The sequence below is a fragment of the Pantoea sp. X-Soil-ISGK-355 genome (assembly GCF_059730805.1).
The window spans coordinates 2,897,926-2,921,057 of record NZ_AP035971.1; the positions used below are offsets into that span (position 1 = coordinate 2,897,926).

General features: G+C 52.4%; 19 protein-coding genes, 1 tRNA gene and 1 pseudogene. 6 read left to right on the forward strand and 15 right to left on the reverse strand.

Going from position 1 to position 23,132, the window contains the following annotated elements; translation table 11 throughout:
* Positions 1–54 precede the first annotated feature (54 nt).
* Positions 55–714: a heme exporter protein CcmB gene (gene ccmB / locus AC6I8J_RS13245; protein ID WP_285088271.1), complete on the reverse strand. Its 660-nt coding sequence runs from the start codon at positions 712–714 to the stop codon at positions 55–57.
* Entirely contained in the window at positions 714–1,331 is a 618-nt protein-coding gene (ccmA, locus tag AC6I8J_RS13250) for a cytochrome c biogenesis heme-transporting ATPase CcmA (protein ID WP_285088270.1), read from the reverse strand. The genes ccmB and ccmA overlap by 1 nt, the downstream gene beginning before the upstream one ends.
* A gap of 242 nt (positions 1,332–1,573) precedes the next feature.
* On the opposite strand from ccmA, the gene AC6I8J_RS13255 reads away from it, so the two are divergent.
* From AC6I8J_RS13255 to AC6I8J_RS13280, 6 genes are all read left to right on the forward strand, one after another.
* Positions 1,574–2,509, forward strand: coding sequence for a formate/nitrite transporter family protein (locus AC6I8J_RS13255; RefSeq protein ID WP_285088269.1), 936 nt, complete (start codon positions 1,574–1,576; stop codon positions 2,507–2,509).
* Positions 2,510–3,101: 592 nt separating this feature from the next.
* Positions 3,102–3,704, forward strand: coding sequence for a fimbrial protein (locus AC6I8J_RS13260; RefSeq protein ID WP_161733454.1), 603 nt, complete (start codon positions 3,102–3,104; stop codon positions 3,702–3,704).
* Between the two features lie 54 nt (positions 3,705–3,758).
* The gene (locus AC6I8J_RS13265; protein ID WP_161733456.1) at positions 3,759–4,466 is read left to right on the forward strand and encodes a fimbrial biogenesis chaperone; all 708 of its coding nucleotides are present in this window, start codon (positions 3,759–3,761) and stop codon (positions 4,464–4,466) included.
* Between the two features lie 53 nt (positions 4,467–4,519).
* Positions 4,520–6,904 (forward strand): fimbria/pilus outer membrane usher protein, encoded by a 2,385-nt coding sequence (locus AC6I8J_RS13270; RefSeq protein WP_285088268.1) that lies wholly within the window; start codon positions 4,520–4,522, stop codon positions 6,902–6,904.
* Complete coding sequence (locus AC6I8J_RS13275; RefSeq protein WP_497825452.1) at positions 6,889–7,965, forward strand: fimbrial protein; 1,077 nt, start codon at positions 6,889–6,891, stop codon at positions 7,963–7,965. The genes AC6I8J_RS13270 and AC6I8J_RS13275 overlap by 16 nt, the downstream gene beginning before the upstream one ends.
* A gap of 161 nt (positions 7,966–8,126) precedes the next feature.
* Positions 8,127–8,201, forward strand: a tRNA-Arg gene (locus AC6I8J_RS13280).
* 227 nt (positions 8,202–8,428) lie between these two features.
* Here AC6I8J_RS13280 and AC6I8J_RS13285 read toward each other — a convergent pair.
* The 13 genes and pseudogenes from AC6I8J_RS13285 to AC6I8J_RS13345 form a co-directional block, all read right to left on the reverse strand.
* A complete protein-coding gene (locus tag AC6I8J_RS13285) occupies positions 8,429–9,814 on the reverse strand; it encodes a VasL domain-containing protein (protein ID WP_161733462.1) in 1,386 nt (461 codons plus the stop codon).
* A 46-nt stretch (positions 9,815–9,860) separates the two neighbouring features.
* Positions 9,861–10,013: pseudogene (locus AC6I8J_RS13290) on the reverse strand (GIY-YIG nuclease family protein); the annotation flags it as partial.
* A 189-nt stretch (positions 10,014–10,202) separates the two neighbouring features.
* Positions 10,203–10,601, reverse strand: coding sequence for a YdcA family protein (locus tag AC6I8J_RS13295; protein ID WP_497825453.1), 399 nt, complete (start codon positions 10,599–10,601; stop codon positions 10,203–10,205).
* A gap of 122 nt (positions 10,602–10,723) precedes the next feature.
* The gene (locus tag AC6I8J_RS13300) at positions 10,724–11,194 is read right to left on the reverse strand and encodes a hypothetical protein (protein WP_253419556.1); all 471 of its coding nucleotides are present in this window, start codon (positions 11,192–11,194) and stop codon (positions 10,724–10,726) included.
* Positions 11,195–11,208: 14 nt separating this feature from the next.
* Positions 11,209–11,664, reverse strand: a complete 456-nt coding sequence (gene tssE / locus AC6I8J_RS13305) for a type VI secretion system baseplate subunit TssE (protein WP_217217261.1) — start codon at positions 11,662–11,664, stop codon at positions 11,209–11,211.
* A complete protein-coding gene (gene tssJ, locus AC6I8J_RS13310; protein ID WP_497825454.1) occupies positions 11,664–12,209 on the reverse strand; it encodes a type VI secretion system lipoprotein TssJ in 546 nt (181 codons plus the stop codon). Before tssJ ends, tssE begins: the two co-directional genes overlap by 1 nt.
* Positions 12,187–13,272, reverse strand: coding sequence for a type VI secretion system baseplate subunit TssG (gene tssG, locus AC6I8J_RS13315; RefSeq protein ID WP_253419561.1), 1,086 nt, complete (start codon positions 13,270–13,272; stop codon positions 12,187–12,189). The genes tssJ and tssG overlap by 23 nt, the downstream gene beginning before the upstream one ends.
* Positions 13,236–14,990: a type VI secretion system baseplate subunit TssF gene (tssF, locus tag AC6I8J_RS13320; protein ID WP_497825455.1), complete on the reverse strand. Its 1,755-nt coding sequence runs from the start codon at positions 14,988–14,990 to the stop codon at positions 13,236–13,238. The genes tssG and tssF overlap by 37 nt, the downstream gene beginning before the upstream one ends.
* Positions 14,991–15,077: 87 nt before the next feature.
* Positions 15,078–15,503 (reverse strand): DUF1240 domain-containing protein, encoded by a 426-nt coding sequence (locus AC6I8J_RS13325; RefSeq protein WP_497825456.1) that lies wholly within the window; start codon positions 15,501–15,503, stop codon positions 15,078–15,080.
* Positions 15,500–16,780 (reverse strand): PAAR domain-containing protein, encoded by a 1,281-nt coding sequence (locus AC6I8J_RS13330; RefSeq protein ID WP_497825457.1) that lies wholly within the window; start codon positions 16,778–16,780, stop codon positions 15,500–15,502. Before AC6I8J_RS13330 ends, AC6I8J_RS13325 begins: the two co-directional genes overlap by 4 nt.
* 30 nt (positions 16,781–16,810) lie before the next feature.
* Positions 16,811–18,412 carry a type VI secretion system protein TssA gene (tssA, locus tag AC6I8J_RS13335; protein ID WP_497825458.1) on the reverse strand — a complete coding sequence of 534 codons (1,602 nt, stop codon included), beginning with the start codon at positions 18,410–18,412 and terminating at the stop codon, positions 16,811–16,813.
* Complete coding sequence (locus AC6I8J_RS13340) at positions 18,412–21,894, reverse strand: ImcF-related family protein (RefSeq protein ID WP_497825459.1); 3,483 nt, start codon at positions 21,892–21,894, stop codon at positions 18,412–18,414. Before AC6I8J_RS13340 ends, tssA begins: the two co-directional genes overlap by 1 nt.
* On the reverse strand, positions 21,891–23,099 hold the full coding sequence (locus AC6I8J_RS13345) for a KPHS_23130 family T6SS system protein (RefSeq protein ID WP_497825460.1): 1,209 nt from the start codon (positions 23,097–23,099) through the stop codon (positions 21,891–21,893). Before AC6I8J_RS13345 ends, AC6I8J_RS13340 begins: the two co-directional genes overlap by 4 nt.
* Positions 23,100–23,132: the final 33 nt, after the last annotated feature.

Below are 23,132 nucleotides of genomic sequence, written 5' to 3' on the forward strand. Positions count from 1 at the left end.
ATTAACGATAAAAGAGTATTGCCGCGTCTTTTACGCGCGGTGGATACAAGCCGGTTACTGCAAAGTAATGCGTAGCGCCGCTGCCGTGGCAAAGGGCGCGAGCGTGGCGCTGCCCAGCAGCATCGCGCCGAGAATCGCCAGATAACCACCAATCGGCAATCCCTGACTGGCCGCCTCCATCGCCGCACTGGCGAAGATCAATACCGGAATCGCCAGCGGCAGCACCAGCAGGCTCAGCAGCACACCGCCGCGTCGCAACCCCACCGTCAGACCCACGCCAATCGCACCAAGGAAACTCAGCGTTGGCGTTCCGAGCAGCAGCGTCAGGGCCATCGCCCGCCAGCCATTAAAGTCCAGCGACAGCAGCAGCGCGGCCAGGGGCGACAGAATGATCAGCGGCACGCCGGTGACCAGCCAGTGTGCCACCACTTTGCCTATGACCGTTACCGGCAGTGGCGTCGGCAGCAGTACCAGTTGCTCCAGCGAGCCATCACTGAAGTCATCGCGAAACAGCCGTTCCAGCGCCAGCAGCGACGCCAGCAGTGCGGCAACCCAGGCAACGCCCGGCGCAATGCGCGCCAGCTGTTGCGGGTCCGGTCCGATGCCCAAGGGAAACAGGGTGATGACAATCAGGAAAAACCAGAGCGGATTAATCACATCTGCACCGCCGCGAAAGGCAATGCGCAGTTCACGCTGGATGAGGCGAAACAGCATCACTCTGCCTCCCCGTCGCCAAGGCGAATTTTACGCACCCGCGCCGCATCCGCAGGTAAATCCTGATGGGTTGTCAGGATCACTGCACCGCCGTTATCGGCATGGCGGGCGAATTGCGCCATTAATTTTTCAATACCCGCTTTGTCGATGGCGGTCAGCGGCTCGTCGAGAATCCAGATGCGGGCCTGACTGAGCCACAGCCGCGCCAGCGCCACCCGACGCTGCTGACCTGCCGACAAGCGGCTGACCGGCACCTCTTCATCGCCCGTAAGGTCGACACTTTCGAGTGCTGCAAAGATCTGCGCATCACTGCAACCGGGATGGTAAAAGCGCAGATTTTCCAGCGGCGTGAGCACGCCTTTGACACCGGGATGGTGGCCAAGATAAAGCATCGCCTGATGCCAGGCTTCGCGCTGCCGCAGGATGGGCTGCTGTTGCCAGCGTATTTCACCCTCTTCCGGACGGCTAAGACCCGCCAGCAGGCGCAATAACGAGGTCTTTCCGGCACCATTGGGGCCTTCAATCTGCACAATGTCACCAGCAGAGACACGAAAAGAGAGCCGCCGGAACAGCGCGCGTTCGTCGTATGCACAAGTGAGCGTAATGATTTCCAACATCGAGGGGAGAATCGCACCAGCTAAAAGTGGCCGGGATATTACCACAATGTTGCTGTGGGCCGAAGTGTGAGCTACTGCTCAGTTTCGATACCAGTAGCTTATTCGTGCGATATCGCAAAGAGTCTGAATAAAAATGCAGTTCCGAAAAACGTTGTTACGCTTATTCGCACTGGTCGTTACATTATCAGCAAATAAAAAACGGCTACGCTTATTACGCGACAGCACTATCACCCGGAGAAAATATGAAGCCTTCATCAGGTAATGAACAGGGTCCAAACGACGTAGAGAGTGAAGAGAAGGATAAGGGCACTGACATCGAAGTCGATGAGGAGGCTTTACCCTCCCGCGCCGCCGCCATCCATGAAGAGATCCGCCAGGATGGGGAGAAGGAGCTGGAGCGCGACGGTGTGGCGCTGCTCTGGTCAGCCATTGCGGCGGGCTTATCCATGGGTGCCTCGCTGATGGCGAAGGGGATATTTCAGGTGCATCTGGATGGCGTACCCGGCGCATTCCTACTGGAAAACCTCGGTTATACCTTTGGTTTTGTTATCGTTATTATGGCGCGCCAGCAACTGTTTACTGAAAATACCGTTACCGCCGTGTTACCAGTGATGCACAAACCGACCTGGAGTAATGCGGGTCTGCTGTTGCGGTTATGGGGCATTGTTTTATTCGGAAATTTAATCGGTACGGCACTCGGTGCGCTGGCGTTCAATGAGATGCCGATATTTGACGATGCCACCCGTCAGGCCTTTACCAATATCAGTATGAAGGTGATGGAACACACCCCTGGCGAGATGTTTGCTAATGCGGTGATTTCCGGCTGGATTATCGCCACCATGGTCTGGATGTTCCCCTCTGCGGGCGGCGCTAAACTGCTGGTCATTGTCATGATGACCTGGCTGGTTGCGCTGGGCGATCTCGCACATATCGTTGTGGGCTCGGTCGAAGTGCTCTATCTGGTGTTTAACGGCAGTATCAGCTGGCATGAATTTTTGTGGCCGTTTGCCCTGCCGACGCTGCTTGGCAACATTACCGGCGGCACCCTGATTTTTGCGCTGATCAGCCACGCACAGATCCGTAATGACATGAGTGAGGCGGCAGTAGCGAAAGCGAAGGCGGAAAAACGGAAGCAGGAGAAACGCCGTCAGCGCGAAGAGCAGGAAAAGGCGGAGTAACAGTCAGTCGATCAGAGTCATGCTGTGCAGGTTTTTCTGGCAGCATGGCTCCGTGACACACTGACGGCAAAAAGATGGAAATCGTTCGCTGAGGAAAGATGAGTATGCAAGAGCAGCTATTATCGTTTGCATTTAGCGCTCATCAACCGTAAATTAATTTGACCTCTTGTCAATTTACTTCTTAATATCTTCAGAATATTCCCATCCTGGAATACAGGTTAATAGAATCTGAAAGCACCTAACAAAATCCTTTCCTTATATTAACTCTCATCAGCATTTGAATAAATATATATAACCCTCAACATATATTGCACGACCGGATTTTTTGTTACATTTACCGCCAACAGGAAAGCTTAATTCCTGACGCGATGCTGTAAAAACCGGACTGGTAACTTATTTATTTTTTCGCTTTAATTTTATTAAGGCGAGAAAAAGTTAAGTCCTGAAAAAACATTTATTTTCGCGCCTGGCCACTTCCTGTTAATTACACACAACCAGGACCGGGTAATTAATCCTGCGTCATCACGTTAAGAGCTTTTTTAATGTAGCAACGCACGCCACATTAATCAGACTCAATAATAGGATTATAAAAATGAAAAAATTAGCGTTTAATAAAATCACTGCAGGAATTGCCCTGTTAATGACCTGCCAGGTCGCTTTCGCCACCTCGACTACCGCTGACGTCGGCGGTGGCACAATCACCTTTTACGGTGCGGTGACTGATGCAACCTGTAACGTAACAACTAACAGCGGAAGTGACTTCGCCGTTGATTTAAATCCGGTCACCAGCAGCGACATGGGAACTACGGTCGGTGTCATTCCGACGAATGCAAAACAGTTTACGCTGAATGTCGATGGCTGTTCGGGTTTCAACAGCACTAGCACTACAGCGCAAACGCTGAAAATCACCTTTTCAGGCGGAAATGTTTCTGATGATAACACCTACCTGAAAAACACAACCGGTACCTCCAGCGGTGTAGGCATTGGTATTACTAAAGATGGTAGTCAGCTGGTTACCCTGAACACGGCGCTGGACACTGGCCTGAAAACCACCTCTTCAGATGGTACAAACTTTGATACCGCACCAGCTTCTGGCGCTATTAACTACTATGCCAACTACTACAACTACGGTGGCGCAGCAGTAACAGCCGGTTCAGTAGTGACCACTGCAACTTATACCTTCAATTACGATTAATTGTAAAACAGGATATTTCGCTCAGACAAGGATGTCTAAAAATGAGGACTGAAAATGAAACTCGTTTCTTTAGGCACATTGCTGTGCATTATTTCATTAAGCGCAAACGCCAGCGTGGTGATGAATAATACGCGTGTTATCTATAGTGGTGACAAGAAAAGCGTCAACGTACAGCTCGTCAATAAATCAGCAGAAGCTCATCTCGTTCAGTCATGGATAGACAACGGAAATCCTGATGCGAAGCCTGAAAACCTCCGGCTGGCACTGGCTGTCGTACCCTCGGTAGTGCGCATCGGCGCCAATGATGGCCAGATTCTGACTGTAGTAAAAAACAATCTGGCAGCCTCGCTGCCAAAAGATCGTGAAAGCCTCTTCTGGCTGAATTTCATTGATATCCCACCTAACCCGAAAGATAAAAGCGGTAGCTACCTCCAGTTCGCTGTCAGAAACCGCGTCAAAGTTTTTTATCGCCCTGCTAATCTGAGTGTCGATCAAAATAAACTACAGGATTATCTTAAGCTGACCCATGATAATAATGGTATTTGTATTAATAATAGCTCGCCCTATTACGTCACCGTGGCAGGATTAAGCAAAGTCAGGAATGGCAGCAAAAAAGATAACCTGCTGCAGGAAACCGTGCTGGCAAAACCCTTTAGTTGCGCTTCGACAGGTAAGTCTGCGGGCTTGTCCATCCAGGGGAAATTTTATCTGACATATATTGATGATTTCGGAACCTTAAGAACAGTTGATATCAGCCGCTAATGAACACCAGACTGACTCTTTTAAAAACAACGTTACTTTTCATCAGCATCGCTGTGTGTATTCGCAGCTATGCTGAGGAAGAATTTAATCAGGGCTTTATGCTCGGTAGCGCCTCGAATGAAGCCTGGTCCGGTGAGAGAAACCCTATCTCTCCTGGCGTCTACAGCGTGGATATTTATGTTAATAAAGAGTGGAAAGGTAATCATCAGCTAAGAGTAGAAGGGAATGGCGTCTTTCTTATTCCCAGAAAAGATATCAGTGCTTTAGATATCAAAAGCGACCCTGACGCACACAATAAGATACTGACGCCGCTGAACCAGGATTGGGTTGACCTGCAGGATATTCTCACTGGCGACGCGCTTAAGTTTCGTCAGGATATTTTCCAGCTGGATATTACCGTCCCGCAGGCTCGTATTATTGCGCACGACCGCAACTGGATGCCGCCGGAACTGTGGGATAAAGGTATCACCGGACTTTTCACTAATTACAGCGCAATCTATTCCGGAGGAAAATACAATAACAGTAATGACCAGTCGAACCTCTACCTGACCCTGAACAGCGGGTTTAATGTTGCTGACTGGCATCTGCGCGATAATAGTTACTATTATCGAAATCAGACCGATTCAAGATGGATTAACCGCTCTCGTTATCTTGAAAAATCTCTACCTTCAATAAGCTCGACGGTTAAAGTGGGTGAAGATAATACCAGTTCATCCTGGTTTGACAGTGTAAAGTTCCGTGGCGTGAGTCTGACTAAAGATCTCGGCATGCTGCCGGACAGCTACCGAACTTATATGCCAGTGATCAGCGGCATAGCACAAACCAATGCGATAGTTAAAGTGCTGCAGGATGACCGGATCGTTTTTCAGCAAAGCGTACCCGTGGGCCCTTTTGAGTTTAGTGATCTGATGCCAACCGGTTCACGTTCCGATCTCTATCTGGTGATTGAAAACGCGGATGGCAGTAAAACTACAACCGTCATTCCTTATTCGTCTGCAGGCAGCCTGCTCAGGAGCGGCTCAACCGACTGGGCAATGTATACCGGTAAATTCAAAAGTGACGCCCTGTTCAGACAGAGTAATTTTTTACAGGCAGAGTACAGCCGGGGGATCAATAATTATCTGACGCTGGTGACCGGTGCCATAGCTGCCGAAAAATATCAGTCCGGACTGATTGGTACCGGTCTGCTCGTTCCGTGGCTCGGAACACTCACCACCAGCTATCAATATACCCAGGCGAATTTAGCAGAGGATAAGCAGCAGGGTGAGAAAGTCCGGGTAGCACTGAATAAACATTTTCCAACCCGAACATCCGTCACTGTTGCGGCCTCTTACAGCGACAAAAATTTCATTACGCTGAGTCAGGCAGACACTACCGCTGAATATATCAGTGACCGTATAGGCTATCGAGCTCAGGAAAAGAACAGTCTGAACCTGGCAATTGATCAACAATTGCCAGCCGGTTTCGGCAGGTTAAACGCCAGCCTGTACGCTGTGGGTTACTGGAATACCGAAAAAGTCTCTCGCCAGTTTAGTGTGGGATGGAGCAATACTTATAATCAGATTTCCTGGTCAGTTAACGCAGGCAAAAGAATCTATACCAATGCTGAACTGTATGAAGAGAATCGCAGTAAGGCGGTTTATCGCCAGGAAGAGTACGCCAGTTTAACACTCAGCATTCCCTGGAGCCTATTTGGGCACGATGGCACAGTCAGTGCCTCATCCAGTGTTGAGGGAAGCCAGTCAAGCGCCTCGCTGGGCTGGAATGAAAAGGTTTCAGACGCGTTCAGGTATAACCTGTTAGTGAATAATCGAAGCCGTGACGGTGCCTCATCCGGCGGTTATTTCTCTTATGCCTCTCCGTGGTCGACCTTTACCGGGAATTTGACACAGGGCGAGAAATATACCCAATATGGCGCGACGGCTTCGGGAACGATTCTGCTCTCTCAGCACGGCTTGCTAACGTCACCACAGACCGGTAATCACTTCGTGATTATTGATGCGCCAGGCGTTGCGGGTGCGAAAGTTAATGGTAACGCGACAATTTATACTAACAGTCAGGGTAAGGCGCTGGTGCCCTTCGCGACGCCGTGGCGTAAAAATACGTTTTATCTTAACTCTGAATCAGCCAGTGATATTCAGGGAAATATTAAAAAAATTGCGCCGTGGAAAGGCAGTATTTCTTATGTGAAATACATTACGGATACCCGTAAAACCTTTTCTCTGCAGGCGCGCTATACAGATGGAACGCCGCTGGCGTTTGGTGCCGCTCTGTTCGACCGTAAAGGTGGCGAATTAGGGTATGTGGCGCAGGGTGGGCTTATTTACGTTAAAGCCGATACCCTGCCTGACTATATTCTGGCACGGACCGATAAACAGCAGTCCTGCGTAATTAAAAACGCGGTTCTCACCGGAGATAATCTATGCACACGTTTATAAAGAATCTGATAATCGCCTCGGGATTATTTTTCGCACTCGCCATCGTTTCAATTAATCAGGCGCTGGCATATTGTAACCCTTATACGCTGGCTACTGATAAGGCGACTGTTGCCACTTCCACAACAAGTGATATTGATCTGGCTAATATGCTTTCACTGGCAAGCAGTTATTCCGTCACCAGTAGCTCAAATTTTTCGGCATTTAAACTGGGCTGTGCCAATGGTGGTGAAACCCTCTATTACCGTAACGGTCTTGAAGGCGGCTACACAGTAAAATTCACGACAGGCGACCAGGAAAATTACATCAAATTTACGGCATCTCTTCCGGTGACCAGTAAAAATTTTAGTGCGGGACTGTCACAGGATTATCCGGCTTCCGATTTTGATACTGACATTACAATTCATGCTGAAATAACAGACAGCACTACTTATGATACCGCCACCACTAATGGCAAGACAGAACTTCCATTGATGTATTTGATCTCATCGAACGGCAGTACTGCTTATCCTACTGCCAGTGCGCTTCGTGGTCTGGTAGCGACTAAAGCTGCAGCCGCGTCCGCTTCTTATATCGATCTAAAAGGATTTGCGTCGATCGATATCTCATTTGTGCCGGTCAGCACGACCTGCAGCATCCAGAATCAGCAGTTCACCCTGCCTTCTACAACGCTGTTTACCCTTAAATCCGGTGATTACTCGGATACGCGCTTCTCTATTCCCCTCTCCTGCAGTGGAAGCATTGACAGTAAGGCAACGAAAACGTTTAACCTGCGTGCCTACAGTAACGATATTGTTGATAGTGCTAACTACATCGTCAGGAATGCCTCTTCCACCTCTTCAGGCATCGGCTTTCAGCTGTTTAATACCCTTTCTGATCCATTAAAATTCACGACCGGTTATGACTCCGCATCAACCTCACTGGCAGCGATGACCAAAGGCAAAGATCTCGTTTCATCGCTGACGGCGATCGATATTGGTGCACGCTATAAAATTTTTGATGCAGCGAACGCATCACCTGGCACCGTGGTCGGCACCATTATTATCTATATGGAATATGAGTAAGCTTACTGGCGGCGATGCGCTTATTTTGGGTTTAGCACCTTCGCCGTCACGACCTGAATAGCAGCAGAAGGAAGACATAAAAGCAGTGTTGCTGGCGGAATGAGCAAACGCACGGCAACCTGGTGAATCTTCAGACCTCTTTCGCTATACTGCACGCCGCGGTCCTCTTAGTTAAATGGATATAACGAGCCCCTCCTAAGGGCTAGTTGCAGGTTCGATTCCTGCAGGGGACACCAGACTTCTCCTCTTTTGAAAACGCCCCCATCATTTAAAACCCTTAAAAATCAACATTATGCTATTAATGACGGCTACACCCCTTTGCCTTTTTTCTGCTCACTTACCATTGATTGTTTAACGGCTATGGCTATGCTCTTCAGACAAATGAATGAACACCTGCGAATGCGTTGTAATCATGACCGGCCGGGTATGGGTAATTGGCTGCATCGAATGCTTCAGATATTTTTTATTTAGATGCATTCTGTTTTATTTCTGCATAACGGGCAATCAGTTGCTTCAGGTGCATCTCCAGCTGAGCTTTGGCAGCAGCAGGCAGAGGTTCGCCTGCGGGATTTTGTGACAATGCCCTTAGCTGCTCTTCAGCCGGTATCGATTGGCTGAAAGACTGCATGGCTGAAAAAACGACTGACTTCAGCTCACTGACCGTTACGTATTTACCTTTCTGCTCATCAAGCCCGTTAAGTCTGTCACTGAGTTTTTGTAGCGTTGTCATTCCCTGATACCAGTCAGCAAGATGTTCTGTCGGTAATGCAATCGCCTTGAGTTGCTGCTGCCAGTTTTGTGCCAGAGGTTTAGCCTGCTCTGGCGAAAGCACCTGCGCCTGTTTTACAAGCTGTCGACTGAAGTCCATATTCCAGTCAGGCGGCAACTTATCCAGCCTGGCAAGCTGCCGCTGTGTCTGTGCGATAAGATCCTGCGGTAACGGAGTCTGCTGACGCAACATCCCCAACTGTTCAGACGTGAGAGGTGCAGGGAACGGAGCCAGTGAAGCAGCAAGCTGATTCTGTAGAGGGTCTGGCCGGTGAAGAAAATGCCAGCTCCACACTGAAACTATGCTTATTACCAGCATGGTACACATCCCGGCGGAGAAGGATTTCCATTTTTTTATCGGAGTGGGCATAGTTGCCAGCACTTCCACATTCGGCTGCTGTTCCGACTGCGCAACGTAAGCCCTCTTCACTGCACTCTCTGGCGTATCTTCATCCGGATCACCAGCAAAGTCTCTGGTGGATGCTGTCGCATCATTCATCACGGTGGCAGCCAACACGATACCTGGCTGAATGTTCGACCCGCTGCTGGTTATGCCATCGCTGTTTTCCAGCCGGACAGCACTGTTGTGCATCAGGGTACGCAACGTATCGAGCTGACTCAGATGCTTAAGTTCCAGACGCTGCAGTACCTCTCCGAGTCCGGTAAGCAGTTGCTCCGCCCGATACAGGTGGCTGAGGTCGCTGTAATTCAGCGGCAGCGAGCGCATCCGTTGCTGCAGGCGCTGACTCAGGCTGCTGAGGATTTCCATGCGCGCATGGACTGGCTGCGGCCACAGCGCCCCCCACTGATGGCTTATCAGAGCCTCGAGTATCGCCAGCCCCTCATTGAGCCCGGGTAAGCCGGTCAGTTGTGTACGCGCAAGCGTATACCAGGCTGCGGTTTGCAATTCCACACCGTTCTGCTCAAACAGTGAGAGGCAGAGTTTTTCGACATAATGCCAGTTCACATCCGGGCGAGCCGGATGTGTCAGCTTACTCAGTTCATGACGCAGAGTGGCATAGTCCGGTAGCGTGCGCGGGTCGCCGCCGGTTTTGATTTTTCGCGGGTTGATGTCATTCATGACCAGTTGTCCATTTGACGTACCAGGGGCTATTAAAGGTTATTGTTTATGCGGCCTGGCTTTCTGCATATTCGAGACTCTGCAGATACTGTAGCGCCACCGGGTCAGCAATATATTCAACCTGTCCATGATGACGCTCAACCTCATCGATTATCCGGCTGAGCTCGGCCCGGAAAAACGCCTTACGCTGGTTAAATCGCCCATTAATATTGATTAATGCTCTTACCGCGACATAAATACCCCAGGCAATGACGCCAATAATAACCAGAAAAATACCCGCAGCATTGTCATCTTTTTTTCTTCTTGTCATGTTTTATGTCTCTCCTTTCTTATTTTTATCCTGACGATTTAATTTGAATAACGAGAAGAGAATCTCTGCCCTATCCGACTAATACTGATTCCCTGAGCAAATCGGTAAATGAGTGTATCCGGGCTTACTGGCCATATAGAGGGGAGCGCATGTGGGCTGTCGGGGTTGGTTACTGACCGGTTCATTGTTGTCTGCAACGCTTTGCTGTTCCTGTTTTTTCGCAGTTGTCACTTTTTTCGTTTTAGCTTTGCGAGTGGAAGTAGACTGTTTAACCGGATTGCTGGTTGCTGAAGAACTATATCCGGAGCAGAATCGCTTCGACTGGCTCAGGCTCCCGTCATTACAGACAAAACGTCCATCCGATGTGCAGTGCGCTATACCGCCTTTTGAACCTGAGCAGGGTTGCCTTCCACGCGCAGCATCGGCTTGTGCCGTAAACAGTATCCCTGAGACCAGAATAAAGATTAATTTTCTCATTTCCATATCCGTTATTTATTTCGTTACTTTGTGGCTAAGTAATCCGAAAGCTATTAACCGCTTCGTCAGGAAAACGAGCAATGATTTAAAGCATTAAAATAATGATTCATTTTCAGCTCCAGCTATGGCAGAAGCGCTAAAATCAGGTCAAAGAAAATGCTTTCATCAAAATGCTGCCCAGGGCGGGATAAAGTACCTGGCGGACTAAAGGTCCAGTTGTTCACCATTCCTGACCGCATGAATAAACGTCCCAGTGAAGTCGTATGTCTCCCATCACGGAAGGTCGCCTCCACGCACCCGGTCACACCCTGACCATAAAGGAACGCCGGCACAAATTTTACAGACCGGTCGTCGATACGCAGAACGAGGGCGGTAATCTCAAAAGTCCCGTTCTCCACCAGCAGATCCGTAACGGATGTACTGTACGCCTCCACATTCAGTCCGGTACCTTCCAGCCACACGTCCATCTGCTCCTGAAGTTGCGTCATTCGCAGGCGAAACTCTGCAATATCGGCCTGACTCTTACTGACAGATGAAACCGGAGCAGGTTGTCGGGCCTGCAATTTATCGAGAAACTGTGATTTTACTGACATGATGCTCTCTGGCCTTACAGATAGGTTGCGGTATCAATATACTGCTGTTGCTTCAGGTGTCTCAGCATCACTCGTCCCTCGGGCATAAACTCGGTGCCGTAACGCACGAGGCCAATCCCCTTAAGCTCAGCATCAATGGCATAACGCAACTCGCCGGGGACGTTCTGCTCCAGCAGGACGACCGTAATTTTTTTCAGGCGTGGCTCATATTTGAGCAGGACAGCAGACAGGGTGCCCATCAGCTCATGGGCGGTACCCGGCATCCCCTGCAGGATTTTGGTCATATCCGGCAGACCGTAGTCCGGCAGATGCGCCAGCGTGCCGGCACGGCAGTTGAGGACGCGCTGCATGTTATCGAGCACGGACAAAATCACCTGATTTTGTTCACTGACCTGATGGAGATCGAGGCCGCCGGTAAAGTTGCCGGTCAGCATTTCATACAGTGAAGGTGTGTTGTGTCCCTGGGGCATCAGTCGTCCTTTAGAGGTTGCAGCGTAAGATGATTGTTACCGGCTTCCAGAATGCGCGGCTTATCCGGGTCAAGGTCTTCGCGCCCTATCACCAGCTTCCAGGTGTTGTTGACCATATCCGGGTGACGGAACAACCCGACCACGGCGACAAACTGCGCATCTTCTTCCATGGGCATATCAAGATTTGCATCCCCGCCAGGTTTCACCACGACATCGCGGGTGGCCAGCAGGTCAGCCTTCAGAATAGTTTCCCCGTCTTTCAGCAACTGCTGGTAGACCGTTTTGTCGAAGATTTTGCGGTCTTTCAGTTGCCAGACACGGATAACCACCGGCTCGGACAGCGAGTTACTCTCGCGTGAATCGGTGTTAAGCGCCTCACGGGCGGTGAAATCCAGGTGCAGCACCTTAATTTTTTTGTAGAACACGGCGTTAAATGCTGATTTGGTGCCATCGGTGATGCTTTGCGTCGCCCCGCAGCCTGCAAGGCTGAATGCCAGCAGCGGTAACAGCCAGCGCATGGTTTTAGTTAAACTTGTACGTAACACGTCGGTTTCCTTGTTGTAGTGTCGCGGGCTGCAGGCCGGTGTAATAGCCCAGTTCGGTCGTATAGGTCTGCGGGATATCGTCCAGGAGACCTTCGTCTTCCGCGCCCAGCACGCCATTCATCCCCAGCCAGAATGGGCCTTCGCCAAGGGGCGGCGCGGCCAGCAGACGGGTGGCGGTAGTCAGGGTGATTTTTGCCTTAAAGCGCCAGCCCAGATAGACACGCAGCATCACGAGAAAGTCCTGATACAGCAGACCATCCGGTTTCCAGCCCTGTGATTCCTGTTCGTTATCGGTGGACAGGGCAATCAGCAGCTGACTGTTAGCATCCATCGCTTCTTCACCCAGCGGCGTGTTGCCATCCAGAAGAAAATCGTCATCGCCGTAAAAGCCCAGCGGCTGACTGACCTCCACCGGCCTCAGGCAGTACGGGCTCACCTGCACCGTCGTGTCAGGTGCCAGCAGGCTCACCAGCGCCTGCATCCCTTCCTGGGTTTTACCTGGCTGCTGCAGTACGCCCAGCAGCGACAGAAAGCGCGATACCGGGGTAGCGATGTGCTCTGCGGTGCCCGGAATGCCCAGCCCCACCAGACCCAGCAACGACTGCGAAATGCTGTCTGTGCCGCCGGGCTCAAACGTGGCCGGGTAAGAGTATTTACGCCAGATGCGGTAAAACTGTGTCAGGATGCGGTGGCTGAAGATATCCAGAAAGCCCTGAAGCGCCTCGTGCCCTTCGCGACGCTGGGTGATGTCATCCAGGTAGGCCGTTGGTAAGGGGGAATCGACACCGTACATCCCCATAAAGGTCGTACGGATGAGCGGTGGCCTGCGGTCATCATCCTCGTCATATTCGACAGCTTTCAGTTCACTGGCAGGGAAACCCATCCCCGGATGCGGCGCAAACCGCACCGGGTCATCTGCCGGATGGCTGGTCGAGCCCATCAGTGGCCTGCCCGGATTACGTTTCTCCAGCAGCTGGCATAAACGGTAAAAGTTAATGCGGTGAAGGTCAGACTCCAGCCGCGGGGTCAGCCGGGAATGCGGCGGTTGTGCTTCTCTTCCCATTCCAGGCGCTCTCCGGTCGGTTGCAGAATAATAATCAGGCGGTTAAACAGGTAGATGTCGGTGTACAGCGCGAAGAAGCGGCTCAGCATCTCGCCGAACAGACAGATATCACCGCGCCCGGCAAAGCCGTGGCTGTCCAGCGTCACCTCAATTTGCACACCGCGTACCAGGTAGCCCTGCTCAAACCGCTCGGTTTCGCTGTGCTTCACGTCAATGATGGCTTCCAGTCGGCGGCGGTTCATCTCGCTGTCGGTCCATTCGTATAGCGCCAGGGTACCGCGCAGCACATCGGCATTATCCATCATCGACAGGAATCCGCTGCCGAGGTGACTCAGCACGCGCCAGTGAAAACGATCCTGCGCCGGCGGATAACAGGGCAGTGTCGGCGCACACAGGTTACGCACGCCGATACTGGCCGAGGTGGTTTTCATCACCGTATCCAGCACCGTGCTCTGCAGTGCTCGTCGTGGCAGCTGGCCGTTGGTGCCGGTAAGCGTCAGCGACAGGCTTTCGTCTTCCGGTACGGTGTGGTTATCAAAGGCCTCACCGCCAAGGATAAGCCAGGTATTATGCAGGCCCGATGGGCCACGGCGCACGCGGGTGTGGTAGTAATATTCCGGCGCTTCATGACGCATCATTCCGCCTTTGTGGCGGAAGCTCGAAAACGGCACGTAGGTATGCTGGCTCGATGACATCACCGAATCCACCGCGTAAATCTCGGTATGGCCATCCTGCACGCGCATCGGGCGCAGCATGTATTCTGTCTGCAGGGAGTTGAGCGTCAGCGGGTCGGATTCCAGCGGGAACAGGTTAATCACCGCCACACAGTTCAGGCGCAGATGCTTTTCGGTAAAGCTGAAATCATGCTCCCAGCGCTCCGCCAGCACCACGTCAATTTCAAACCATGGGAGCTCAGCCGGAAAGACCACGGTCTCCAGCCCACGCAGCCCTGTGAACATGAATTTTTCACGGAAGGTGAAGTACTCCAGCAGCAGCTGATAGCCGCTAAAGCTGCTGCTTCCCTTCGGCCACAGGTCATCGTCGTCGCCGAAACCCAGCGCGGTGAAATACCCGTCGAGCGGTCTTCTGTCCATGTCTCCGGGCATCCGCAACCATAGGCGGGCCGTGTTCATGGTAAAGGCCTCATGCATGGCGCAGGCCAACGGTGCATCAGCGTTGAAGTAGAACGGGAGCTGGCTGAGATCGACACGGCTCCAGTCGGCGAGATGACTGCAGTTAAAGCGCAGAGTGATGACCGAACGGCCATCTGGATCGGTCGCCAGTCGGGCACTCTCAAGCGACAATGGCTGAAGGGTAATCTCTTTGGTGGTGGTGTACCGGCAACGCGTGCCTTTCTCACCGATCGGCCGCGAGTTCACCTCAAAGCCTTTGACGATGCGCATCTGCTCTTTCATCTCACGCCAGTCAGGGGTGAATTCCACCACCGACATGGACGGAATGGTACGCAGGTAATGCGGCCACAGCAGGCTGACCAGCCCTTCGGTCAGTTCAGGCAGGTCGTCATCGAGCTTTTCGCGCAGCCGGCCCATCAGGAAGGCAAAGCCCTCGAACAGCCGCTCCACGTAAGGGTCGCGCGCTCCTGCTTTATCGAGATTGAGCATTGCCGCCTGCTCCGGGTGAGCACGCGCAAACTCTTCACCGGCTTCCAGCAGATATCGCATTTCAGCGTCATAATAACGCAGGGTTAAATCATCCATATTTATTTCTGCTCAATAATTGCTGAATGAATAGTATTATCTGAATAAAATTGTGCTGATGATGTTCCTGAGGAAAGGAACATCTTATTAATTACCACGCTGCCCACATACCGATGGTGGTAGTACATACTCAGTGGCCATCCCCGGCATCCATCCATCAGGACGGCCGGTGCATTTCACATAGCCTTTACTCTCAAGAGTCGAAATGTACGCAAACGAAAAGATGACAGAACTGACGATAAAAACACCTACCAGACCAATAAATACTCTGCTTGTTTTTTTACATTTAATAACCGCCCGTTCCTCGCCGTACCGCATAGCCAAATACCAATATATACATGGAAATATCAGAATAATCGGAATCATTAGCAAAGCGGGAACTGTCGGTGAAAATACAATGTCACTTCCAAACCCAAATAACTCACTATATGCATCAATTGCGAACCACAAAGAGCCTATTGACGAAACACACCAAATAATAAGGTTACCAATAAATCTATGTTTAGGGCTCATAAATCAATCACCTGCGATGTTAGGTCGCCAATATACTTCTTAAGATACTGCTTTATCTCAGTCTCGATGACATGCCGCCCTTTCCTGAGCATTCCATCAATATACATACCACCCAAGTCGAGCACATCATTTGATATCTCTCTGGATTTTTCTACAAACTCTTGCTGCGCTGATTCAATGTAAGGTGCCATTAACTCCACCAAACTATCTGTAATATGATATTTTTTATCAAGTGTGTTAAGCACCCAGGCTATACCTGCGCCAAAAACAAGAACAACAGCAATATTCAGCACAACATACGCAGACATTGTATATAACCCAACGGCATAAAGTGCTGCCGAAGAAATCCCTACTTTGACAATGTCAGTAGCAAGTGTCCCAAGGAACATTGCAAGTGAGGTTTCATCATTCAATATGAAATCAATTGTATCTATTACCGATACATAGACAAAACCGAGAATCGCACCGTCGATGATGGCTTTCTGCAAACCAAACTTCCCTATCCCTGCCTCGATGATATTTGGATTCATTTCACCAAAAACTGGAGCCTTCAGTGTTTTTCTGATTGCTGCATAACCACTGATTTTTATCAGACGTGTTCCTTTGTGGTTAACAAACACTGTCGCGGTAATACCGATGCTTCCCAGTTTGTAAATCATCGCTGAAGCATTGGCTGCATCATCGATATTCGTTGCATATGTTTTGACAGTATTTACGACGGGATTTGTTGTGGCATCTTTCCATTTCTTTTTAACGAAATCCCAGCCGTCAATAATCCTCTGGCATTCCTCCAGCGTCAGCAAGAGGAAATCATGTCTGTTACGTCTCAGCATCCCTCGCACATTGTCATCCGGAACGGTGTGGGTGTTAATCAACGTAGGATATCCCGGAGCTAACATCGTATCAGCCTGCGCGCCTGCCAGAAAAGCCTGAGAAATGGCATTCGCTATCGATGTCTTTCCAGGCTCCTCAGCAGAAGCTGCTGCTCCTGCTGAACTTTTCTCGTATGTATCATCCATCATCGACGGAATAAACTTCGCCTTGCAGGGGCAGGTACTGTAGCTGTCGAGGGTTCCGGCCATTCGCCGGTCATGAATGGTATCGTTGTCGATGCCACCGGCTATCTTGAATAGCCCGGCATGCTTCCCGCAGGTCACACTGTCCTGCTCCCGGGCAACAGGTTTATCAAACAGAGTGTGATCCTCTGCGCCCGTGGTGATTTTCCCGCCGCAGGTCGTCTTGTCGCCCTGCACCAGGTAAAAGCCTTCTGCTGCCATATTTTTCCCTTTAGCTGAATTCTGTCCGGGTTATCCGCAAAGCACTGCACTGCTGGCCGGATCGAGCGCAATCAGACCGGACAGAAGCAAATCCATCTCAGGCTGAAGCCGTGATTTATCAGTTTCACTGCGTGTGGCTTTCATTCGCAGCAGTCTGAGGCGACGTGATTTCACTTCAAACAGCAGTGCAGGAGTCCACTGTGTGAGGGTGATTGACTGTGCGGCAATGTCGAGCTCACCCAGCAAATGCAACGCCAGTTCATTCTTACCTTTCTGCTCGGCCACACGGGCCATCAGCAGACGCAACAGCCATTTGTCTTTTGCGGAGTCGGCGCCCGGGCGAGTCTGCAGCCAGTGAAGTGTGGCATCCAGACCATCAGTATCCGCTTTCTCCAGCGCTTCCGGCTCAAGAGCCAGAATATCGTTATTATCTCCACTGTCGGCACTGACTGGCTCATCTCGCCAGCCGGACATATCGTCCAGCACGCTCTGGTTTATCCAGTTCAGCGTGACCTCATCGGCAAACGGCGTACCGTCATTAAAGGCCAGGGTTTCAAGCCCGGTAAGGCGGCGCAGCAGCCCTTTCAGGTCGGCGGCGATGATATCAGCCAGCACATTCTGCCCTGACTTCACCAGGGCCTGGTGGATATACCACTGCAAATCCAGCCAGAGGTGATTGGCGCCACGAGAAAAAGCGCTGTCTGCCTGCTCCATAATTTCGGACCAGCTCTGCTGCAGGTACAGGCGTTTGAGCATGGCCCGCTGGTCTGCACGAGGCGGTTCGATGCGCGTTTTTCCTTCAGCATCCGGTGCCGGAATAGCGCTCAGCGTGTCATGACGCAGGCTTTTCATCAACCGGTGGGCGGCAAGCCAGCCATCGGGTTGATCACGCAAATATCCTGTCAGTGTACGGGCCTGAGCCAGCAAATCCTGACCGGAGGTAATGCGACTCAGAACTGGCGCGTCAGGCTCCGTCATGTGCGTGGAGGTCTGTGACTGTGCCTTGTTACCGGCGTTCTGTGGCACCACAGCATCCACACCACCGGCTTTCATCAGGCGAGATTCCAGCGCGCTGTACAGAGCATTCAGCTCAGGGCGTGACGCTTCCGGCTCAGTCTCCTGACTGTCGCGAATAAGCAGCAGCGCACCGGCAGTGCGCAGCGCATCGTCGCGTACCACTTCCGGCCAGAGTGACAGGCTGTCCAGCACACGGGAGCCTGCGAGCCACTCCAGCGCCGGTTTACGGCTCCGCTCACGCTGAGGATGAAGCTGCGTTCCATAGCGCTGTAGCAATCCCGCCAGCAGTTCAAGCCCTTGGGCAAATCCGGTTTCCCCGTCCTGATGCAAACGCGCCCAGCAGTAGTAGGTGGCGATCCGGATATCTTTGGCAGTGCTGGCCAGCAGTTTTTCGGCAAGCGTGCAAATCAGCCCGGTATCGATGCCGGAAAGCTTATTGACCTCCTCCCGGATACGCTGAAAATCGTCGTCATAGCCAGGGTCTTCTCCGGTAGGACTGGTGTCACTTATCGGAGCAAGCCAGGCCTGCCAGTTTTCCGTGCGTGTTTGCGCCTGTTGCCGCAGCTGCGTGTCGTCAGCCTGACAGGCCACAACCAGATTCTGCAGTGTGCTCATTATTCGCCCCCATCCATGTCACTGTTTCCGGCGCTGGCCATCAGCGCCTGAGCCGTGGCTGCGCTGTCGACACTGAATATCTGATCCGGCAGCGTGAATCCGCGCAGATCCAGCAGCGCCAGCGGACCTTTTCCGAGTTGTGAGCGCAATACCCACTGCAGGGTTCGACCGTCCGGAGCGGTGAAGCTCATCATCCACTGGCTGCGGTCAAGCTGCTGGCGCTTACCCTGGTCCAGCCAGCGAATAAAGCCCCAGGTCCCGCTGTAATCTCCGAATAGACGCGCGCCGGCGTTGACCGTAGTCCAGGTCAGCATCGTCCCCGGCTTGTAAGTCTCTCCCGGCCAGCGGAAGCTCTGCCAGTCAGCCATCTGATTGAAGTAATGCAACGGCTGGCCATCAATGGTTAGCTGTGTTTCGACCACCTGCGGCACAGGGCGCGCCTGCAGCTCAAAGCTGATGCCCTGGCTGCCATCGGTGAACAGAATGTCTGACAGCTGGCTCAGTTGATTAATCGCCCGCAGGAAAGCCGGGTTAAAGCTCAGCCCCTGGCTGTTGACCTTATCCGGTACCCACTGGCTGCCCTCTTTGTGCAGTACTCCGCTGAGTTCTGTGGTCAGGAAGCGCTCAATACGTCCGCTGTCCTTGCGCAAAAACTCAGCCAGCATAGGCAGGGAGGCATCACTTTTACTCGCCGCAAACGGGAAACGTCCGTCAAAGGCGGTGTGCCAGTTCGCCACCACCGAACGGCTCCACTTGTCATTCAGACTCGCTGCCGACGGCTGAAGCACGGTCTCCCAGGCCTGGGTCAGTGGCTGCACAAACATCGTGCTGCCAAAACCGCTCCACTCTTCGCCAAGGCTTGCCGAAATCAGACTGCCGTACTGCTGGGTGTCGGTCAGATCCACGCTTTTGCCCTGGAATACGGTCTGCGCCAGAGTCTGCATCATTTCCTGCGGATCAGAGGCGCTGGCCACCTGTTGCAGACGCAGACGCACGCGGGTGATGCGGGTCAGATACGTCTGCAGGCTCAGTGAATTGTCAGCCGACATGACGTTGCTGCCTTTGTTTTTCCCCATCAGCGTCAGCAGTGGGCCAAAGGTTTCATCAAGCGGCCCCTGCGGCCCTGACGCAGACTGGTCAATCGCAGGTTTGTCTTTCCCGCCTACGAGATCTTTAGCCGATTTGATGATGGAGTCCGAAAGGCCTTCGCTTTGCTGGCCGGTCTGCCCCTGCCAGGCGATGGTATTCATCAGGGCAATCAGTGGCGACTGACGGACATCACTCATCAGCGTCAGCTGGTCAGTCACATCAGCAATGTTGTTTGCCGGATTCCAGTGCAGGCTGTTGAGGAAGCTCAGCCAGCTGCCGGCAAAGTCGGTGAAGTAACGTTGCGTCAGACGTGCTTTCAGGGCTTCCGGCGACAGGTCTGAGGAAACCGCTTTCCGGCTGTCGCTCAACACCCAGTCAATTTCATCCCGGCGGGAATTTGCGGCCTTTTCGATAGCCTGCTGAATGCCCCCCTCCCACGCCTGGCGCGTAAACATGCCGGGCACCACTTCCTCGGTGGTGAACAGTCGCCGCGCATCGGTACCGCCGGTCATGTCTTCCAGAGACACATCGGCGAAGTTACGACGCACGGATTTGAGCATGTTCTCATACAGAGTGCTTTCAGCATTACGCCGTCCAATTTGCTGCAACAACACCTGACGGCTCTGGCTCACCAGCTGCGCATCCGGCGTGATTTTCCACTGTGGCTGTTTTGGCAGTTCGGAAATGTAGAAGGCCCACAAATCCGGTGACATGCTTTGCCACAGGCCGGTTGAAATGCCCATCCGCGTCGGCTGCACGGCTTTCATGGTCTGAGCGTAATACGCGCCATCGGCTTTATCCGGACGGGCCATCATCAGCCAGGCCTTCAGCTGGTCATAGCCCGGCTTCGCCAGCTGTGCACGCTGGTCGCTACCGGGAGCGGAGCCTGCCAGCACGCTGAGCTTCTGCGTCAGGGCGGCATTTGCCGGGTCGCGGATCAGGCGGTTGTTCGCCACGCCGTACCAGGGCAGCATCGCGTCGAGCAGTTGCTGGTTATGGTCCAGACCGAAGCGCTGATACCATGGCGCGCCTTCCTGAATTCGGTGCTGCAGGCGGCCGGCGTCATTACGCAGCGTATGCAGAGCCGTCAGCTGATAATCCGATACGGAGGGATGCTCCACCAGAGCATGCGCCTGCTGCGCCACAGAGACAATCTGCAGGCGGTTGACCGCAAACGACAGCAGCGTCCCCGCCCCCCAGACACCGATAATGGCCATCAGCGTCCAGGCCAGCGTCTGTTCCAACGCCATACCGACACGGCGGCCACGCACGCGGGTACAGTCATCCACAATGCCCTGCCAGGTTACCGGCAGGGTCAGCGCATGGCGTTGTGATTCCGGAATATATTTCTCAGCGTCGGCAGGTGCAGCACCGGCTGTTTCTCCTGCGGTAGCGGCGGGTTTATTCTCCGGCAGGCTGAACATCAGGCCTCGCAGCGGAACGCGCTGCTGAGAGGCAGCCAGCCATGGCACCAGTTGCTGAGCCCAGCGGGCGATGCCGTCGTCTTTAAGATGCTGGCCAAGGCGCAGCAGGAAGTCGTGGCTATTGTTCTCAGCGACCTGACTCACGCCCTGCGTTCGCAGGGCCGGCAGCATCAGCTCAAGCTGGCGGGTAATATCGTCGGGCTTAGCACGCAGTGGGAAACTGGCCCCTACCGGCTGCTCAGTGCGTTTTGCCTGCGACCAGGTGCTGTCACTCAGTTTCCACAGCCAGACCGGGGCGGAGTAACGAAGCAGTTCGCTGATTTTTTCCAGTCCGCGTAAATCGTTGTCGCTGATTTGTGGGGTCAGATTAAGCGAATGCGGTATGACGCGAACAATGCCGTCCAGTGGGCGCCCGCGACGCAGTTTACGCAGCGCGGTGTATTTTTCCTTATCGGGCTCAGCAGTCAGAGCGCCGCCGTAAATCAGAACGGTACGGTTACCTTCAAGCCACTGGTTTTCCTGCAGGCCAGGTACCAGCTGCTCGATTGCCACCTCATCGCCAGTGATGAGCAACAGACGGGTTTTACGACGCCAGTAAAGGCCAATACGGGAGCGGAGATGTCCCCGAATCTTGTTACACATGGCCACCGCAGGGTGAACAGGCGCTTTATCATGTTCCCGCTTCCTTTTCTCATCATCACCGTTGGTGTTGTCGACAAGCGCATTAAACTCCTGTTTACCGGCATTGCGTACCGCCGCCAGAAGCACCATTGATACGATAAGGGAGCAGCCTGAAATACATCCGCCGGCGATAAGCCAGTAAATTTGCTGCTGACTTCCGTCTTCAATCCCGGCTATATCCGGATGCTTCCAGACCATGAACGTCATAACGGCTAACAGCAAAAAGAAAATCAATGCGACAGCAAGATAGCGGCCTTCCGTAGTCTTCGGTGCTAAAGGTAGCTTCACGGATCCATCTCCTGTCGGGAAGCAATCGGGGTAATGAGCGTGCTCCACAGCACATTCTGTGTGGTATCACCGCAGATAATCATCTGTGGTAACTGAGTTTGTCGGGCGATTTCGGTGGCGGCAGCGATAGCCAGCCAGGGGGCCGCAGTACCGGCATGCCCCATAGATGTATCGAGCGAAATGACGGCTTCGTCCTCTACAGATTGCGCAGGGTGAGCATTCTGGCACTCGATCACTTCTGCACGCTGCTCACCTGTTAGCCCGGCAAGCCATAAATTTTTGACGATGTTTTCTTTGAGCGGGACGTTATAGGCGGCCATGTTCATCCCCTCCCTCAGCTCACCGGTTGGAGCAGGATCTGGCCGGTGCAGCAACGCGAGAGGTTCGAGTGCCTCCTGGGTCAGGCGGTTGCCAAGAAGCAGAGCAACGGCTGCTTCAGCAGTATTGTTTGAAACAACCGGATCAATCTGGAGGCCAACAATCAATAACATCGCATCATCTTTAATGCGGTGATCCAGCCAGTGGTTAACTACCCCCGGCCCATTTCTGTCTGTGTACTCAAGCGCACAGGTTATGCCACTCTCCTGCCAGGCTTCCTGCCAGATATTTCTGACAGCAGGGAGTGGCAGAGATGACGAGACATCGAGGATGACTACAAGCGAAGCGTTCTCAGGAAACTGGTGAACTGGAAGATCGGCAATAAGCTCAGAGAACAAACGTGAGATAACCAATCCAGGAGTATCTTCTGGTTCTGCCGTAATACGGCTCAGCCTCCTGCTTTTTTCGCCTTTCCAGTCCGACTGCGAAATGATAATGCTGTGATTATTGAGCATATCATCAGCGACAGAACGCTGTTCGTCTTCCTGATGGGCTGTAATAAATGTCGTATTCAACACCTGAAGCGCACGACGTGCTCTACGGGTCTCACCTAAGATCCATTGCTCCCGACGTCGGTCAAAACCATTCGCTTTAGTGTCTTGTAATGACCACGCCCACATGCGAATAATGAAACTAACAGTCCATATAACGACGGGTGTGCCTATGGCAATTAACCAAAAGTGCCGGGTATCAATGTAGCGTCCGAATATGCGCATGAGGATCACGCTAATGACCAACATTGCTGCCAGGACGGCAAACCAGCGCGATACTTTTGGATGATCTGGACGTGGATAACAATCAGGAAGATGTTTAAGGGAATACAACATTAATTATCTCGATATGAAAACATCACAAACGAA

What these genes read in the sequence shown, in the direction of transcription:
- ccmB (WP_285088271.1), bottom strand. Translation starts at nt 714, where the DNA reads ATGCTGTTTCGCCTCATCCAGCGTGAACTGCGCATTGCCTTTCGCGGC.
- ccmA (WP_285088270.1), bottom strand. Translation starts at nt 1,331, where the DNA reads ATGTTGGAAATCATTACGCTCACTTGTGCATACGACGAACGCGCGCTG.
- AC6I8J_RS13255 (WP_285088269.1), top strand. Translation starts at nt 1,574, where the DNA reads ATGAAGCCTTCATCAGGTAATGAACAGGGTCCAAACGACGTAGAGAGT.
- AC6I8J_RS13260 (WP_161733454.1), top strand. Translation starts at nt 3,102, where the DNA reads ATGAAAAAATTAGCGTTTAATAAAATCACTGCAGGAATTGCCCTGTTA.
- AC6I8J_RS13265 (WP_161733456.1), top strand. Translation starts at nt 3,759, where the DNA reads ATGAAACTCGTTTCTTTAGGCACATTGCTGTGCATTATTTCATTAAGC.
- AC6I8J_RS13275 (WP_497825452.1), top strand. Translation starts at nt 6,889, where the DNA reads ATGCACACGTTTATAAAGAATCTGATAATCGCCTCGGGATTATTTTTC.
- AC6I8J_RS13285 (WP_161733462.1), bottom strand. Translation starts at nt 9,814, where the DNA reads ATGAATGACATCAACCCGCGAAAAATCAAAACCGGCGGCGACCCGCGC.
- AC6I8J_RS13295 (WP_497825453.1), bottom strand. Translation starts at nt 10,601, where the DNA reads ATGAGAAAATTAATCTTTATTCTGGTCTCAGGGATACTGTTTACGGCA.
- AC6I8J_RS13300 (WP_253419556.1), bottom strand. Translation starts at nt 11,194, where the DNA reads ATGTCAGTAAAATCACAGTTTCTCGATAAATTGCAGGCCCGACAACCT.
- tssE (WP_217217261.1), bottom strand. Translation starts at nt 11,664, where the DNA reads ATGCCCCAGGGACACAACACACCTTCACTGTATGAAATGCTGACCGGC.
- tssG (WP_253419561.1), bottom strand. Translation starts at nt 13,272, where the DNA reads ATGGGAAGAGAAGCACAACCGCCGCATTCCCGGCTGACCCCGCGGCTG.
- tssF (WP_497825455.1), bottom strand. Translation starts at nt 14,990, where the DNA reads ATGGATGATTTAACCCTGCGTTATTATGACGCTGAAATGCGATATCTG.
- AC6I8J_RS13325 (WP_497825456.1), bottom strand. Translation starts at nt 15,503, where the DNA reads ATGAGCCCTAAACATAGATTTATTGGTAACCTTATTATTTGGTGTGTT.
- AC6I8J_RS13330 (WP_497825457.1), bottom strand. Translation starts at nt 16,780, where the DNA reads ATGGCAGCAGAAGGCTTTTACCTGGTGCAGGGCGACAAGACGACCTGC.
- tssA (WP_497825458.1), bottom strand. Translation starts at nt 18,412, where the DNA reads ATGAGCACACTGCAGAATCTGGTTGTGGCCTGTCAGGCTGACGACACG.
- AC6I8J_RS13345 (WP_497825460.1), bottom strand. Translation starts at nt 23,099, where the DNA reads ATGTTGTATTCCCTTAAACATCTTCCTGATTGTTATCCACGTCCAGAT.